Here is a 16,558-nt window from a genome sequence, read left to right as displayed (position 1 = left end):
TATAATTAAGGATAGGAAAATGAGCGCCTCACAAAAATATGACTATGATTTTATAATTGTTGGTTCAGGTTTTGGTGGATCGGTATCGGCACTTAGACTTTCTGAAAAAGGTTATAAAGTTTTAGTGATTGAAAAAGGCAAATGGTATAAAGCGGAAGATTTCCCAAAAAGCAATTGGAACCTTAAACGCTGGTTATGGATGCCTTTTGTAAAGTTTTATGGTTTTTTCAAAATTACTTTTTTTCGGCATGTTGCAACCTTATCTGGTGTTGGTGTAGGCGGTGGTTCGTTGGTTTACGCAAACACTTTGCCTGTACCAAAATCTGCATTTTTCAAAAGTGATACATGGGCACATTTGGCTGATTGGGAAACTGAGTTGATGCCATTCTATAAAACAGCTCTAAAAATGATGGGAGCAGTAGAAAACCCTGAGCTAAAAAGAGGTGATCTGGCTTTACAGGAACTGGCAGATGAAATTGGTAAAAGCGAAACATATTCCCGGACCAATGTGGCTGTGTTTTTTGGTGAACCGGAAGTAACTGTTCCCGATCCATATTTTGATGGAGACGGGCCGGAAAGGGCAGGCTGTACTTTATGTGCAGGTTGTATGATAGGCTGCCGCTTTAATGCCAAAAATACTCTCGATAAGAATTATTTATATTTTGCTCAAAAAAACGGAGCAGAAATTCAAGCAGAATCTTTAGTTCATGATGTAAAACCTATTAATGGAAGCAATGGAGAATCTGGCTACAATGTTGAATGGAAATCATCGACAAAATTATTTAAGAAGAAGGGAACTTTTAAAACCCGAAATGTGATTTTTGCAGGTGGAGCTTTGGGTACGATAAAACTTTTGCTTGGATTAAAGAAAAAATCATTGCCAGATTTGTCCGGTCATCTTGGTATGGATATTAGGACAAATTCTGAGAGTTTGATTGGAATTACAACTTTTGACAAGAAAAATGTTTTCTCCGAAGGGGTGGCTATCGGCTCCATCGTTCATACAGATGACCATAGCCATTTGGAGCCGGTTCGCTATCCGGCAGGGTCTGGTTTTTGGCGGGTTTTGATGACCCCTTTGGTTTTTGGGGATTCTATTTTTACACGCCTATTTAAAATAGCCAAGGATTACATTCTGCATCCGTGGGATAACCTTCGTGCTTATTTTGTATCCGATTGGGCTAAGCACACACAAATCCTGCTTTTTATGCAAACCATTAACAGTACACTGCGTTTTTCTAAAGGCCTGTTTGGTGTCAAGACCTCCCTTACAACAGGAAAAAGACCAACATCATTTATACCCGAGGCAGAAGACCTTGCCCATAAATATGCAAAAATTGTAAACGGCAAAGCAACATCTTTATTAACTGAAACGATGCTTGGTATTCCAACAACCGCTCATATTTTGGGTGGCGCGGTAATGGGCAAAGATAAATCGGAAGGTGTGATAGATAAAAATAATCAAGTTTTTGGATACGAAAATATGTACATCTGTGATGGTTCAGCTATTTCAGCAAATCCAGGTGTAAATCCGTCTTTAACAATTCTGGCCCTGTCTGAACGCGCAATGAGTAAAATTCCTGATAAAGAAAGTAAAGCTGCTTTGCTTAAAGAGGAACTTGTAAATTAAATAATCATGGATGGAAAATGATCAAAATTAAAATTCATAATATACATGAAATTGTTGAGCAGGAAAAAAACTGGCTTGTTTCAAAAGTAGCACCTTTTGTAGTTGATGTGGAACGCAAAGTGGAAGAAACGATAGTCAAGCAGCTTGAAGAAGTGTTTATGACAAAAAATATAAAAGCCTCTATTGTGATAGAAAAAGAGTAGTTATTTTGGTTTTTTCATCCCACGAATTAAAATCGGGATCCAGCCTAAAAGCGGTATAAAAAAAGCTATTACAAGTGGGTTGTGTTTAATAATTGTAATTATACTTATAAAACGTAGTTTAAAAGCCTCAATCTTTCCTTTAGCTTTAAAGAGCAGATCATATTCCGAAAAAATAGATGCCCAGCAGCATGGCAAAAAGTATGGAAATTTTTTTACGTTTTTTGCCCATAGCGAGAGAAGTTCCGCTGGTTTATAATGGATTTTGCCATATTTCTCAACGGCATCAGTAAGCTCCATTTGCATTTGGCTTTTTATTTTGTCAGCAATTTCACGGAACTCTTCATCAGTAATTTCCTCGTATGGTTTATCAATCATTTCATAAGGTTTAATTCTTTTTCCCTTTACAAACACAAGTTTTGCAGGGAAGCCAAAATAAAATAGCCATGGTTGAAATGGGATTAATAAAGTCATAATTCCAATTGGAATAAAAGGAATACCAATAAGGCGCGATATTTTATTAAGAAGCTCAGATTTTAATGCATATGGATTTATGTATTCGCCATTTACAGTTGATATGGGAATTACATCAGTTTTGTATTTGATGCTTATCCGTACAAATGAAGTGGCAAACCGCTGAAGCTGATACCTTCTTGGGAAACCTTTCCCTATACCGGGAACGCCCTCAGGATACATCATCAGATTGGCTTCTTTATAATGCATCATCGTTTCAAAATTTAGAAATGTGGCATCAACTCCTCCGGCCTTTTTCCAGAAATCAGGCACCAAGAAAGGATTCATTAATGTAGATTCTGAGAGCATTGGTGCTGTTAAAGCCCTTACAGAGTTTTTCATTTGATAATTATTAAGACGGTAAATTCCGGATGTAAACATTATAGCATCCCAAGGAAAAGCCATACCGGAATGATTACTGGCAAATAGTAAAGGACGGTCCCCATTATTTCTTTCCGGGTAATCTTCAAAGCCGATAAAGCGCGAGCGAAAATACAGGTTGTCCATATTCTCTAACAAGTTTCTTACAAGGCCATCTGCATAATGCGCGTTAAAAACCTCGTAATAAATGTGTTTATTATTCTCGATTTGCTCTTTGGTAATAGGAGCTTTCTTTGCCATAATGTTTTCCAGGGATGGTGAAAAAGAAGCGATAGAATAGAATAATTATTTCCGGTGTATAAAACAAGAGGAAAACCAAATGAAAAACGCCTGAACTTTTATTGAAGATTAGCTTTTGTAGAAGTCGAAGTATTTGGCGAAATAAAGAAAATGACGCAGTATTCCATAAAGTATTACGCAATGTGTAAAAAAGTAAACCTGCCTAAGTTCAAAAAAATCAACGGTTAAAATTTAGAATTAATTAATCAATATTAAAAATAACACACCGTGTCAAAAATAGTTGACATGTTTGACGCAGCGTGTTATATTCTTCTCAGGCAATACAACAAAAAGGAAAAAAATGGCACGAGTTATTAAGCGGTATGAAAATCGAAAAATGTATGATACTGAAAAACGCACCTATATTTCTCTGGAAGCAATTGCAGAATTGATCCGAAATGGTGAAGACATTCAAGTTTTGGATAATGTTACAGGAAAAGATATTACAACGCATACATTAACCCAGGTAATTTTTGAAGAAGGTAAAAAAGGACGCAACCCGCTTTCTAATGAAATGTTGCACGATGTAATCCGCTGGGGTAATAATATGATTGATGATGGAATTAAGCAGGTTCGAGATAGTATTGATCATTTAATGCCGGATTCATTAACCAAAATTTTTGATAAAAATAAAAAAAGTGATATGGGCGAACTTAAAGATCGTATTGAATCACTTGAAAAGGCAATCGATTCATTTAGTAAAAAAGCAAACGAAAAAGGAGCCTGACATTTCAGGCACATAAAGGAAAATTTAACAAAAGTATAATTTTAATAGGAGAAATATCATGGCAGCAGTAAATGGAAGTAAAGTATCAGACAAAGCAAGAGAAATTTGGTTGGCTGGTCTTGGCGCATTTTCAATGATCGAAGAAGAAGGCGAAGCTCTTTTCAATAAAGTAAAAGATCAGAGCAAAGAGCTGGAAGGAAAAGGCGAAGAGTTTTTCAACAAATTGAAAGAAAAAGGTGAAGAACTTGAAGGAAAAGGTGAAAAACTTGAGAAAAAAGCCAAAGCCAAGTTTGATGAATTACCAAATGTGCTTTCTTATGTTGAAGATGCAATGACAACAGCTTTCGAAAAAGTTGGTGTTGCTTCTCACAAAGAAATGCACGAGTTAACCGAAAAGGTTGATAAGCTAACTGAAATCGTTGCAGTCCTGGCAAAAAAATTAGATTCTAAACCAGCCCCTGCTAAGAAAGCATAATTTTTTTTGTAGAAGAATAGATAACGGAGAAGCACTTTGTGCTCTCCGTTTTTAGTTTAAACTGATGGGATATTAAAGTGAATAAAATTTTCCGTGAACCGATGAATGGCCTAACACATTTTATTGGAATATTACTTGCCGTTACCGGCCTCATTGTTTTGTTGGTACATGGAGATGCCTCAACAATTTGGCACACCCTTTCATTTTCCATTTTTGGCGGGGCAATGATTTTGCTTTATACCGCCAGTACTCTGTATCACTGGTTGCCCATTTCCGGTAAAAAGCTGGAGCTTTTTCGTAAGATTGATCATGTAATGATTTTTGTATTTATTGCTGCATCATATACACCTATTTGTCTTATTTCATTACGTGGTGGTTGGGGCTGGTCAATATTTGGAACGGTTTGGGGTTTGACTATTGCAGGCCTGTTTTTAAAAATTTTCTGGCTCAATGCTCCGAGAAAATTATATACGGCAATTTATCTGGCAATGGGTTGGATTATTATAATTGGCATTTGGCCGCTTTCTCAGGCGATAGAATTTAGTGGATTGGTTTGGATGTTTATAGGAGGATTGTTTTATACAACCGGGGCGATAATCTACGCTTTAAAAAAACCTGATCCAATGCCAGGGTTCTTCGGCTTTCACGAGATTTTTCATGTGTTTATAATGTTTGGTAGTTTTGCACATTTTTGGATGATATTTAAGTTTGTTTGAGTTCAAAGTATACTTTCAAATCTTAAAAATTGTGCTTTTGGGTAAGCAATATTTTGTGTATACTTTGTTTGTAAATTTGAATTCGCCTTTTTAGCTTAACTGAAAGATTTTGTAGGATTAATAAGTTTTATGATTGAAACTGAAAAGCAAAAAAAAGAGGCAACCGGTACCGGCGATATTAAACCTGGTAATAAAATGCTGGATACTCCAAAAAATAATGACCGGCCAAAACTCTCCTTTAATCCGCTCGCATCTTATAAAGGTGTTTTTAAACGTTTCCTTCTTTTATACCGGCATGTACTTGGCTTAATTATTGGTGGACAAGTTGCGCAGGTGACTGGAATGCCAGCACATAAGCGCAAAGGTTTAAGATCTCCGTTTTCCCGCACTTATGCTTTTTTTCTTAAAATATTTATAAAAAAAGAATTCCGTAAAAAACCATTTGAGGTTCAGCTTCGCAGAAGGTTGGAAATTCTTGGCCCTACTTATATAAAACTTGGCCAGATCATGGCCATTCGCGAAGATATTTTACCTCAAATAATCACAGATGAATTAAAACAATTGTTGGATAAATTACCGGAAATTCCTTTTGAATTTATTGCGCCGATAATTGAAAATAGTTTGAAAGGGCCAATTTCTGATTCTTTTATCCATATTGAAGAACATCCGGTCGGTACAGCGTCAATCGCGCAAGTACATATGGCAACAACAGTTGAAGGCCAAAAAGTTGTTTTAAAAGTTATAAAGCCCCATATCCGTGAAATAATTCTTTCAGACATAAAACTGCTTAAAATTCTTGGTAACCTGCTTGCATTAATAATTCCTCAGTACCAGCCAAAAACAATAATTGAGGAATTTTGCCGTTATACGGAAAAAGAAGTAAACCTAACCTATGAAGCAGATCACTCGGATATGTTCAACGCAAATTTTGCCAAATATGAAGATGTCGTTTTCCCGAAAATCTATCGCGAGTTTAGCTCTGAAGATGTTTTGTGTATGGAATTTTTTGATGGAGTAAAACCTAATGATCCGGCTGTTTTTGAAAAATACAGTGAAAAGGAAATCCACAAAGTTGTGGATCTTGGTACCGGTTCAATTATAAAAATGCTTTACCAGGATGGTTTTTTTCATGCGGATTTACATGCCGGTAACCTGATTGTTTTGCCAGGGCCAAAAGTCGGCTTTATTGATGTGGGAATGGTTGGCCGTTTTGATGATAAAATCAAGCATAACATGCTTTACTATTTTTACTACCTGGTAAATGGTGATATCGATAATTCTGCAAAATATCTTTTTTCCATGGCAACAATGGCAAAAAATGGTGACGGCGCAGGTTTTAAGAGAGCAGTAATCGATCTTTCTAACAGATTTCGTCTTCAGGCAGCTTATGGGAATTTTAGCATTGCAAAACTTATTTTGGAATCGCTTTCCATAGGCGCAAAATATCATGTCTTTTTTCCCGTTGAAATGACATTGATGGTTAAGGCCCTTGTCACATTTGAAGGGGTTGGGCTTTTTCTTGATCCACATTTAGATATACCGGGACTTTCCAAAAAACACATCCAGCAAATTTACAAAGAGCGCTATAACCCAAAACTTTTAGGCGAACATGTTTTACAGGCTGTACCGGAAATGGTTGATCTTGTTATGCGCTTGCCGGAAATTATCCATAACACCACACGCTTTTGGGAATCGACCATTGATGATACAAATAATTCAAATCCTATGGCCGGAATTCGCAGTGGGCTAATTGCAGGATCTTGCATTGTTGGCGGCGTAATTGCATTGGTCCAGGGATCAGATCCGTATTTATGGATTATGTTATTTGCTTTTGGAATCGGCCTTTCAATATTTGGAAAATCATAATAAAAATCATAAATCGTTGATCGGTGTTCCTTGTTCTTAAATCAAAATTGGATTTAATTGCTAATAAAAAATAAGTGTTGAAGTGCCGCAAATAAAGAGAATAACGAACTAATATCGATTTTTGTTAAAAGTGTCGAAACGGCACAAGGCAATCTTGATTTAAAGAGCCAATTTAAAAACCTTTGATTGGTCTTTTGTTCTAAAATCATAACCAAACAAATATCGAACAAGGATTAACGAATAAAGATTTTAGAAATTAAACTCATATGAGTAAGAAAAAAGGAATACTGGATTTTAATTTCGAATTTGAAGATGAAGATCTGCAGCAACTATTTGAACCTTTCAGGCCGCCAGGAGAATCAGAAAACGGCAGATCAAATGATTATCCGATTATACTTGCACATGGTTTTGCCCGCCCCGATTTTTTGATCGATTCTGTTTTTACTACTCTAAACCTTTCTATTTACGATTTCAGCTTTGTCTCCGACCGCTTTCACTATTTTAAAGGAATAGCCAGCCATCTCAAAAAAAATGGCTTTGATGTGCATCATTCCCGTGTTAGCTGGGCGGCGGATGTAAAAACCCGGGCGAAAGATTTGACGGTTGAAGTAAAACGTGTTTTAAAAGAAACAGGCAAAGATAAGGTTCATATTATTGCACACAGTATGGGTGGCCTGGATGCACGCTATATGATTATAAATCAAAAAATGGCGGATTCTGTTTTCAGTTTAAGCACGATCGGTACTCCGCACTTAGGATCTGTACTGGCTGACTACGTGGTTGAAAAAGGTGTGGATAAGATTCTTGGGTTAGTGGGAAACTTTATGAATCTCGAGGGAATTAATAGTTTAACAACCAGAGAATGCGAAAACTTTAACCTTTATGCCAAAGATTATGAAGCTGGCAATGATGTAATCTACCAGGTTTATTATACAAAAAAGGATTATGAACAGACTTTTATACCATTTCAGCCATCCTGGAAATTGATTAATGAATCTGAAGGTGAGAATGATGGACTTGTTTGTGTCACCTCACAAAAGTGGACAAAACAGCTAAAATCCAAAAACAAGGTTAAGCAAATCCGCCAAAAAAGATTTCCCATTGATGCAGACCATATGGATCAGATTGGCTGGTGGAACCTGAATGATTTTCACAAAGCGGGTTGGTGGAACATGGCAGCTTTGCATGATAAAAATAAACATGAAGAGATAATTAAAAATGTTTATTTAAAAATTGCGAAAGATGTTTATAAGCTGGCTTAATTTTTAAAAGGACGAATTTATAATGAACACATATTTCTTTATCTCAGGAATCCTGGCGTTTATTGTTGGTTTTGCGCACTCACTTTTAGGGGAACGATTTTTTCTGCCACGTTTACGCCAAAAGGAATTAAAAACAGATATTGGTACAGAAAAATTTGTAAACCGGACACTACGAGGAGCCTGGCACCTGGCCACACTTGCCAGCTGGAGCTCTGCCGTTTTATTGATTGTTTTTGCTTTTCGTCCTCTTGATGATTCAATTATTATAGTTGGCAGGGTAATGTCAAACTTCTATTTGTTCAGTGGAATTTTATCCGTTTTTATGTCTCATGGTAGGCATCTTGTCTGGATAATATTTTTTATTCTTTCTTTAATAACCTGGCTGGGCACATACTAAATATTATACTTCCGATGTGCTGATTACAGATTTTGATTTGGAAACAATGTATTTTCATTGTGACATAATACTATTTATTTTTAAGCCGTTCTGAAAAAGCATTCAACTTAACAGAACTTTTTTTGTTTTATACCCTTTACTCATTTGTTATGGATTTATAATCATTTTTGCTTAAAATAAGCGCCAATAATTAAAAGGATAATGATGCGTTCAATTTTGATCTTAATTTTTATATTTACAGCAAGCCTCTTTTCAGCAGAAGTTGAAAGATCTATCATAAATTATATAAATGATAATCCCGGGAGAAGTGTAAATATTTGGATTTTCTTTAAAGACAAAGGCCCGGAAAAGGATTTGTCTGTTTATGAGGTAAATGAATATTTGAGTGAAAGGGCTGTGAAGCGCAGAAGCAAAATGCAAAATTTTCCTTTCGTATCTTTTAGCGATTATCCTGTTTATCCGGATTATATCGATCAAATAAAAAATTATGCATTAAAATTTAACAGCACTTCGCGTTGGTTAAATGCCGTCAGTGTAAAAATCAAACCTGAGCAAATTGAGCAAATTAAGGGATTGGATTTTGTCGACAATATCCGTCTTGTTAAGACTTACAAGAAAAAGTATAAAAAAGAGGAAAACAGTATTCTCGAAAAACCTGCAATAGCATTTTCTGAGGACACTTTAAATTATGGAAAGTCAAAACCTCAGGTTGAACAAATTGGGGTAACTGTTTTGCATGAAAAAGGGTTTACAGGTAAGGGTGTAGTTATAGCTATGTTAGATGATGGTTTTAACCGCTATAATACGCACAAAGTTTTTGATTCCTTGACTGTTTTAGATACATGGGATTTTATAAATCTTGATACGGATGTCGCTGATGCGGCGGCAAAACCAACTGAAGGATGGCATGGTACAATGACACTTTCTGTTGTCGGTGGAAACAGTCCGGGAATGCTAATTGGTGCGGCATACAATGCCTCTTTCTTGCTTTATAAAACGGAAATTGATGCTGATGAAATTCAAATTGAAGAAGATAATTGGGTGGCTGGATTAGAAAGAGCAGAAGCTATGGGTGCCGATATTGTAAATAGCTCTTTGGGATACAGTGACTGGTATACCTGGGAAGATATGGATGGCAAAACAGCAGTAACTACCTTGGCAACAATTACAGCAGAAGCAAAGGGAATGATCGTTGTAAACTCAGCAGGAAATAATGGTGGTTCTGATGTACCAAATTCTTTAAATGCACCCGCTGATGGCGAATTTGTAATTACTGTTGGCGGTGTTTATAAAGATGATTCTTATTGGGGTCAATCTTCTTTTGGGCCAACAGCCGATGGGCGCATTAAACCAGACGTATGTGCTCAGGGAACTGGTGTTTACAGGGCTTCATATTCTAACGATGAAACTTTTTCAAGTGGTTCTGGAACCTCATTTTCAAGTCCGTTGACGGCAGGTGCAATTGCATTACTTGTTGAGGCATTTCCTGATATTACACCGCCTGAAGTTCGAGATGCAATACGTAAAACAGCCAGCCAGGCAAATGATCCGGATAACCTTTTGGGATACGGTGTTTTAAATATTGAGGCGGCTTATGAATATATTCTAAATGATTCTTTGCCTAAACCTCCAGCACCAACTCCAAAATCTCTAAATCGCCTTTTCACCAGCTCTACAAAAATACATTATGATGTAAGCAATTTGAGCCGTGCAAAGATTACAGTTTATGATGCTTTGGGCAGGCGCGTTTATTCATTTCCACAAAAGTTTGTCAACGCCGGGGAGTTTGAAATTATTAGTGGGAATTTACTCAAAGCCAGTGGGATTTATTTTTATCACATTGATGGCAAAAATATGGCTACCGGTAGAAAAATAAATAAAAGTGGCAAACTGGTTTATTTAAAATAGTTTATTCTACAATTTGGATATGTGTAGTTACATTTTGTTCTGTGGTAAACCTTGTATAAAAGCTGGCTAATTGTTGAATCGTTTCTTTGATATAACTTGTCTGCAATGTTGCCGGGCAAAAGAAAACCGCCAACACATGTTTTGTATCTTCCCGAATTGATGTCCGTGCAGAGTCTGCTGTCGGGTTACCAAAAACGCCTAAATCATCCCTTAAAATAATCTTGCCTGTTGCCCGAATTTGGGGCTTGCTAATACCTGCGTAGCTTTCCCCTTCTTTCCCCGTATCGATAAAAATATCGCCCTGTACCTTATCAAGATCATACAAACCCATTGGGACGTGAAACCGTGCCGAAACAAGATTGCCATAATCCACAAGATTGTTAATGCTGTATAATCCTTTGCCTTGTATCAGACGGCGAATCAGAGCTTCTGAGGAAGGTCGGTATTTGGTTGGCTCCCAACCCACTTCGCGATACATGCGCCTAATGGCCGAAACAATCAGATCTTCGGAAGGAGCCTTGTTGGCAAATTTTTCCTTTAACTCAGCGATCAGCTTTTCAAGCTCAGTTTCAAAGCCTTCACCGGCAGGACCGACTTTTACTCCATTCGCCTCAATCAATCCAAATTGCAAAGATTGTATTTTTGTTTTTATCGAATCTGAAAAATGAATGGTTTTCATATGTATTTTAATCTACGGATTACACGAATTAACACGGATTTTATTTAGAAGTTTTATTAAGTATTTTTTTTTGTGCCAATTCGTGCAATCCGTGGGAAATGTTTTTGTTTAAACCAAACAGATTTTACCAAGAACAGCTGCGTGTTTCGCACCCGTTGCCGATGGAACATTTGATGATTTTCCGCGGATTGTTTCATTGGCTAATATGGCAAATCCGATAGCTTCTTTAAACTCTTCATCCAGGCCATAAAAAGAAGTTGGTTTTATTTTGACATCCGTAAAAAATTGCTTTAATAACTTGACTAGAAATCCATTTTTTGCCCCACCACCCGCAATGGCCAATTCCTCAATCGAGCCATTTATAAATTGTTGGCTGCTGTTAAAAATTGCGTAGGCTGTGTACTTTGTTAAAGTATGGACAAAATCTTTTGTGCTAATTTTTCTTGTTTCTGCAAAACCGATTAATTTATTTACATACTGCTGATTGTATAATTCCCGGCCTGTAGATTTTGGTGGCTTGATTTTAGCGAAAGTATCCAACTCTTGAAGGTATTCAAACAGGGACGGGTTGTTTTTCCCGGAAGCAGCAATCTTGCCATTTTCATCAAAAGGGATGTTAAGCAATTTCTGGCAAACAGAATCGATCAACATATTTCCAGGACCACAATCAAATGCAGTCACTTTTTCAAAATCCCCATTAGCCGGGATAATGGTAATATTTGAAATGCCGCCTATATTTAATGCCAGGATGTTTTTCTTGAACTGCGAAAAGAAAACCCAGTCAAAGTAAGGAATAAGAGGTGCGCCTTGTCCGCCCAATGCAACATCCGCAACCCGGAAATCACCAACTACCGGAATTTTTAACAAAGCTGCAAGGACACCAGGATCACCCATTTGTAGTGTTGACGAAATTGATTCTCCTAAAAAGTTTTCTGGCTGAGGTTCATGCCAAATTGTTTGACCGTGACTAGCCACAAGGTCAATATCTTTTTCTGTAAGATTTTCATTTTTCAGGAATTGTTTAATTTGCTCTGACCAAACTTCTGCCATATAAAAATTGAATTGGCTTATTTCTTTTAAGGTGTGTTCATTTTTTGAAATGAACTGCAGCAGCTCTTTTTTTCTTGTGCGAGAATAAGACACATTGCAGGATTTCTTAAGTCTAAAATGGGTTTGCTGAGCAGAACCGCAAACTTCCAAGAGGGCAATATCCAGACCATCGCAGGATGTACCAGACATTAATCCTAAAATATTTAAACACTTTTTATTTTGTAGGTTTTTTAAGGCAGACATGATATTATTAATTTTTGTGAATCCACAATTTAGGTTTTTTGGGGCAATAAAAAAACCGGTATCAAATATTTGATCCGGTTTTTATTTTGGAAGTTTTCAAGCAAAATGGTAGTGATGCACCCCAAAAATGATTATACATTTTTTTTTATGGGACTCATTGCATTGAAATGGCTGCTCTGAATGACAGCTCTCATTTTTTTAGAGCAGTTTTTTTATTTCTTTCTCAAAAACTTCAAATGGACGTGGTCCTTCGATTCTTTTTACAATTTCACCTTCACGGTTAATTATAAAGGTTTGCGGGATTGAATTAAATCCGCCAAAGTTAGAAACAGCAGGCTCGGCATCGAGAAGGATTGGATATGTTACTCCGGTTTTTTTAACAATTGCCGGTATTTGTTTTTCTTTTGAGCTAACTGTCAATCCTAAAACCTGGAATCCCTGATCTTTATAAGTTTTGTTAAGTTTTTCCAATGATGGCATTTCATGAATACATGGACCGCACCAGGTTGCCCAAAAATTGACCAAAACAACTTTGCCTTTATAATCTGATAATGAAATTTCTTTACCATTCAAATCTTTAAATTTAAAGTCCTTGGCTTTTGCGGCAAACAATGGGCTAATTAAAAATAAACTTAATATCAGGATTGCAGTAACTTGAAATTTGCGACGCATTCTTTCTCCTTAATTAAATATCCAATTTACAATTTTCTTTAAAAATCTAACACGATCTGAAGCAATCACCAGACCAATTATGAAAATGAATATACTATTTACGATCCCTGTAAGTTCTAACAATTCATTCACATTTTCTCGGCTTTTTCCGCTAAATTTTGACAGCTTTCTGCTAATAAAAATAAGAGGCGGCGTGAGAAATAAAAAACTTATAGGCCCCCATACTGCTTGTTGCCATGCCAATCCGTTTAACGCTGAGATCGCACAGATCAGTAAAAAATGTACTGTAAAATAATAGGCGAATTCCTTTTTAAATTTAATTATTCCAAGTTGGGCAAAGCTGATAAAAATAAAAAGTAATCCGGATATCAGTTGTATTACAAAATGATTGTGCAGATATATAACTGAAAAAAGAACCGGTCCCAGAAGTGATGGGAATACTTGCTTGATACCCTGCTTAGGCAAAGGCTGATTTGCAGAAAGCCAAATATTTGTTTCCAATAAAGCTGTAAAGAAGGCGGATGTTCCTGCAAAAAATATTGTAAGAACTAACAAAAAAAGCTCCAAAAAAATTAAAAGTGAAGATATAAAATTAGCCGGATAAACATCAAATAGATGTTGATGAGTTTTTAAAAATATTATTTCTGTTCATTTTTGTAAAAATTAGCAGTGATTATTTTATTAAATGATTTTTGGCACGAGTATTGAAAAGGTTATAAAAGGAAAGAATTATAAAATCGGGAGATAATACATGGAACGTCCGGCATCAACAGAATATGCAAAGTACTATCAGGGTTATATTGACCTTGTACCGAATGGGGATATACTCCAAATATTGGAAAAACAAAATGATCAGTTCTGTGAGTTTTTAGCACAGGTAGACGAAGAAAAAGCGAATTATCGTTATGCTGAGGGAAAGTGGAGTATTAAACAAGTTATTGCCCATTTGATAGATGTTGAGCTGGTTTTTATGTATCGTGCTTTACGTATCAGCCGAAAAGACAGCACACCGATTCCCGGGTTTGAACAGGACGACTATATTAAAAACAGTGACCAATCCCATTTAACACTCAGTGAGCTTGTAGAACAATTTTATCACATGCGCAAAGCTTCAATAGCTCTGTTAAGGTCATTTTCTCCGGATATGTGGCAAAATATCGGAACGGCAAATGGCTTTCCTGCATCTGTAAGGGCAATAGCACATGTTATGATTGGTCATGTAATTCACCATATGAAAGTAATTCACTCAAAATATTTGTCTTAATTTTTAAATTTTCTCCAAATTATTTCTTGTTAAATCACTCGGGTTATTTCCAGTATTAATTGTTGAGCCGGGTTCAAAAAGCAATACTGAAACTTCATTTTTTGCCACGGGCCTGTGTTCAACTCCCTTTGGGACAATTAGAAATTCACCCTCATTAAGTTGAACGGTTTTATCACGGAATTCCATTTTAAAAGAACCTTTTAGAACCATAAATAACTCGTCTTCATTTTCGTGTGTGTGCCAAATAAATTCGCCCTGAAATTTTGCCAGTTTTACCTGATGTCCATTTAATTCACCAACAATCCTTGGATTCCAATAATCTGAAAATTGTTTGAGTTTTTCATTTAAATTTACTTTTTCGATTTTCATAAAATCCCTTAGTTAAAATTAAATCGCATTCCAATTGAAAATAAAAGAATTGCGAAATCTATCTCTTTGTTTACAGTAATATCGGAATCTTTAATTTTGGTTGTGCCTTTCCCAAATGGCAGATAATGTGCCGCGAGATAATAGCCTTTTCCAAGTTCATCTCCTAAATCAATACCAAGCCCCATACTTGGCGCTCCTTTACTTGTATCCCAAATGTATTTTGTCTCACCGGGTTTTTCAGCGCTGCTAAAATCATGCCCTGCAAATCCTAAGCTTAACCATGGTCTAAAAAGTGTTTGGTGAAATGTGTATTTTATATTGGCCATACTCATTCCGAGAGAATTAATAGCATCATTTCTATAAAAAAATCCGCTATAGCCAATGGAGAGATAGGGTTTTACAAATATTTCAAATTGGATTTGACCTCCGAAATATGCGCTTAACCTTTTTTCTGCCTCATACGAAATAGCCGATTTGTCATAGAACTCCTGAAATAAATCCTGCAACTGATTGTAATTTGTTTGGGCCAAAACAATTCCACCGGAAATGCTGTAAACAGGATATTTTACTTTGTTTGTAAATATTGGGTGAGATTTTTGGGCATCAATAAAAAATACTTTGATCTTGTTAATTTTATTTATCTTATTCAGACGAAACTTATTCACTTGAATTTTTGGGTCTACAGAGTTTCCATCAGATGTTTTTTGTGAGAAAACATATTCATCTGTAATGCTTAAAACTTTACCAGCTGCTTTTGATCCATCTTTAAAATATAAAGTATCGTTTGCTGAACCTTTTATGCGGTCTTTTAATTCTTCCCAATTACTGGTTATTGAAGAGTAATAACGCTTCAGGATGAGAATGTTTTGTTTGTTATCACTAAACAAAATTGTACCGGACTCATCTGTTATTTTGATAACTTTGTTTCTTGGTAGAAAGATACTTTTTATGAAAGCATTTTCTTTATTGAATGTTTCAATAAGAATCATTTCGTCGGTAATGGAAATCAATTGCCCATATAGTTTTTTTTGATCTTCAAGCTCAATTACATCTGCATAAAGGTTTGAAATTGAGACAAATGAATAAGTGAAAAGGACAAAAAAAACAGCAAAGATTCTGTGTTTCAAAATAAAATGCAAAATATCTCCGGGAATCAAATTGGCAAATTTTTTATTTCTGCAGACAATCTACAAAAAACCATAATATATTTCGTTTCAAATTATCTTAAACAGATTATTGTTAAGATTTTTTTGTATATTTTAACAAGTATGAAACAGGATAAAAAATGAATATTGAAGTTATAACGATCGGCCCATTCCAAATGAACACTTTTATTGTTCACAAGGAAAATTCAAACGAATGTATTCTTATTGATCCAAGCGATGAGCTTGAAAAAATATACGCGTATCTTGATCAAAATAAATTAACCCCAAAGGCAATTTTTAATACCCACGCACATATTGATCATGTTCGATTCTTAAGCCAGGTTCAAGAGAAATACAATTTACCGTTTTATCTTGCAAAAGAAGATTTGCCTTTGCTCGAGTCTTTGGAAAAACAGGGAGAAATGTTTGGGATTGATACTGCATCTCCTCCAAAAGTAACTCATACTCTTGAAGGTGGACAAAAATACGATGTAGCCGGTTTATCTTTTTCAACACTACATGCACCGGGTCATAGCCCTGGCAGCATCTGTTTTTTGTTTGAAAAAGACATTATTGTTGGTGATGTGCTTTTTTATGATTCAATTGGCCGTACCGATTTGTATATGGGGAATTATGATCAGTTAATTGAATCGATCAAAATGAAACTAATGCCACTTCCTGACGAAACAGTTGTATATCCTGGGCATGGACCTTCAACTACGATTGGGCGTGAAAAACAATTCAATCCTTTTTTAAAATAGTTATTAAGCAAGTAACTTTCG

18 protein-coding genes are annotated in these 16,558 nt (G+C 36.0%); 11 read left to right on the top strand and 7 right to left on the bottom strand.

The window, feature by feature from the left end:
- Positions 1–19: 19 nt before the first annotated feature.
- Both HND50_05860 and HND50_05855 read left to right on the top strand, forming a co-directional pair.
- A complete protein-coding gene (locus HND50_05860; GenBank protein ID NOG44736.1) occupies positions 20–1,630 on the top strand; it encodes a GMC family oxidoreductase in 1,611 nt (536 codons plus the stop codon).
- Positions 1,631–1,647: 17 nt separating this feature from the next.
- Positions 1,648–1,833 carry a hypothetical protein gene (locus HND50_05855; protein NOG44735.1) on the top strand — a complete coding sequence of 62 codons (186 nt, stop codon included), beginning with the start codon at positions 1,648–1,650 and terminating at the stop codon, positions 1,831–1,833.
- Here the strand turns inward: HND50_05855 and HND50_05850 are convergent, their stop codons facing one another.
- Positions 1,834–2,964, bottom strand: a complete 1,131-nt coding sequence (locus tag HND50_05850) for a hypothetical protein (GenBank protein ID NOG44734.1) — start codon at positions 2,962–2,964, stop codon at positions 1,834–1,836. It abuts the gene before it with no gap.
- Between the two features lie 340 nt (positions 2,965–3,304).
- On the opposite strand from HND50_05850, the gene HND50_05845 reads away from it, so the two are divergent.
- The 7 genes from HND50_05845 to HND50_05815 all read left to right on the top strand — a co-directional run bounded on the left by HND50_05845 (position 3,305) and on the right by HND50_05815 (position 10,354).
- Positions 3,305–3,730, top strand: coding sequence for a hypothetical protein (locus HND50_05845; protein ID NOG44733.1), 426 nt, complete (start codon positions 3,305–3,307; stop codon positions 3,728–3,730).
- A gap of 58 nt (positions 3,731–3,788) precedes the next feature.
- Positions 3,789–4,205 (top strand): hypothetical protein, encoded by a 417-nt coding sequence (locus HND50_05840; protein ID NOG44732.1) that lies wholly within the window; start codon positions 3,789–3,791, stop codon positions 4,203–4,205.
- 101 nt (positions 4,206–4,306) lie between these two features.
- On the top strand, positions 4,307–4,921 hold the full coding sequence (locus HND50_05835; protein NOG44731.1) for a hemolysin III family protein: 615 nt from the start codon (positions 4,307–4,309) through the stop codon (positions 4,919–4,921).
- Between the two features lie 129 nt (positions 4,922–5,050).
- Entirely contained in the window at positions 5,051–6,787 is a 1,737-nt protein-coding gene (locus tag HND50_05830) for an AarF/ABC1/UbiB kinase family protein (protein ID NOG44730.1), read from the top strand.
- Between the two features lie 266 nt (positions 6,788–7,053).
- Positions 7,054–8,049, top strand: a complete 996-nt coding sequence (locus tag HND50_05825) for a hypothetical protein (protein NOG44729.1) — start codon at positions 7,054–7,056, stop codon at positions 8,047–8,049.
- Between the two features lie 22 nt (positions 8,050–8,071).
- Positions 8,072–8,446 carry a hypothetical protein gene (locus tag HND50_05820; GenBank protein NOG44728.1) on the top strand — a complete coding sequence of 125 codons (375 nt, stop codon included), beginning with the start codon at positions 8,072–8,074 and terminating at the stop codon, positions 8,444–8,446.
- A 204-nt stretch (positions 8,447–8,650) separates the two neighbouring features.
- The gene (locus HND50_05815; GenBank protein NOG44727.1) at positions 8,651–10,354 is read left to right on the top strand and encodes a S8 family serine peptidase; all 1,704 of its coding nucleotides are present in this window, start codon (positions 8,651–8,653) and stop codon (positions 10,352–10,354) included.
- Position 10,355: 1 nt separating this feature from the next.
- Here HND50_05815 and HND50_05810 read toward each other — a convergent pair whose 3' ends face one another.
- The 4 genes from HND50_05810 to HND50_05795 form a co-directional block, all read right to left on the bottom strand.
- Positions 10,356–11,033, bottom strand: coding sequence for a hypothetical protein (locus HND50_05810; GenBank protein ID NOG44726.1), 678 nt, complete (start codon positions 11,031–11,033; stop codon positions 10,356–10,358).
- A gap of 108 nt (positions 11,034–11,141) precedes the next feature.
- Positions 11,142–12,326 (bottom strand): anhydro-N-acetylmuramic acid kinase, encoded by a 1,185-nt coding sequence (locus HND50_05805; GenBank protein ID NOG44725.1) that lies wholly within the window; start codon positions 12,324–12,326, stop codon positions 11,142–11,144.
- Between the two features lie 198 nt (positions 12,327–12,524).
- Complete coding sequence (locus HND50_05800; protein NOG44724.1) at positions 12,525–12,998, bottom strand: TlpA family protein disulfide reductase; 474 nt, start codon at positions 12,996–12,998, stop codon at positions 12,525–12,527.
- 9 nt (positions 12,999–13,007) lie between these two features.
- Positions 13,008–13,553 (bottom strand): hypothetical protein, encoded by a 546-nt coding sequence (locus HND50_05795; protein ID NOG44723.1) that lies wholly within the window; start codon positions 13,551–13,553, stop codon positions 13,008–13,010.
- A gap of 196 nt (positions 13,554–13,749) precedes the next feature.
- On the opposite strand from HND50_05795, the gene HND50_05790 reads away from it, so the two are divergent.
- Positions 13,750–14,262, top strand: a complete 513-nt coding sequence (locus HND50_05790; GenBank protein ID NOG44722.1) for a DinB family protein — start codon at positions 13,750–13,752, stop codon at positions 14,260–14,262.
- 3 nt (positions 14,263–14,265) lie between these two features.
- Here HND50_05790 and HND50_05785 read toward each other — a convergent pair whose 3' ends face one another.
- Positions 14,266–14,631, bottom strand: a complete 366-nt coding sequence (locus tag HND50_05785; protein NOG44721.1) for a cupin domain-containing protein — start codon at positions 14,629–14,631, stop codon at positions 14,266–14,268.
- 8 nt (positions 14,632–14,639) lie between these two features.
- Entirely contained in the window at positions 14,640–15,770 is a 1,131-nt protein-coding gene (locus HND50_05780) for a hypothetical protein (protein NOG44720.1), read from the bottom strand.
- 146 nt (positions 15,771–15,916) lie between these two features.
- Here HND50_05780 and HND50_05775 point away from each other — a divergent pair, with 146 nt between their 5' ends.
- On the top strand, positions 15,917–16,537 hold the full coding sequence (locus tag HND50_05775; protein ID NOG44719.1) for an MBL fold metallo-hydrolase: 621 nt from the start codon (positions 15,917–15,919) through the stop codon (positions 16,535–16,537).
- Positions 16,538–16,558 lie beyond the last annotated feature (21 nt).

Source organism: Calditrichota bacterium (assembly GCA_013112635.1).
Lineage (GTDB): Bacteria > Calditrichota > Calditrichia > Calditrichales > J004 > JABFGF01.
This window is presented reverse-complemented; position numbering and strand designations above follow the sequence as displayed.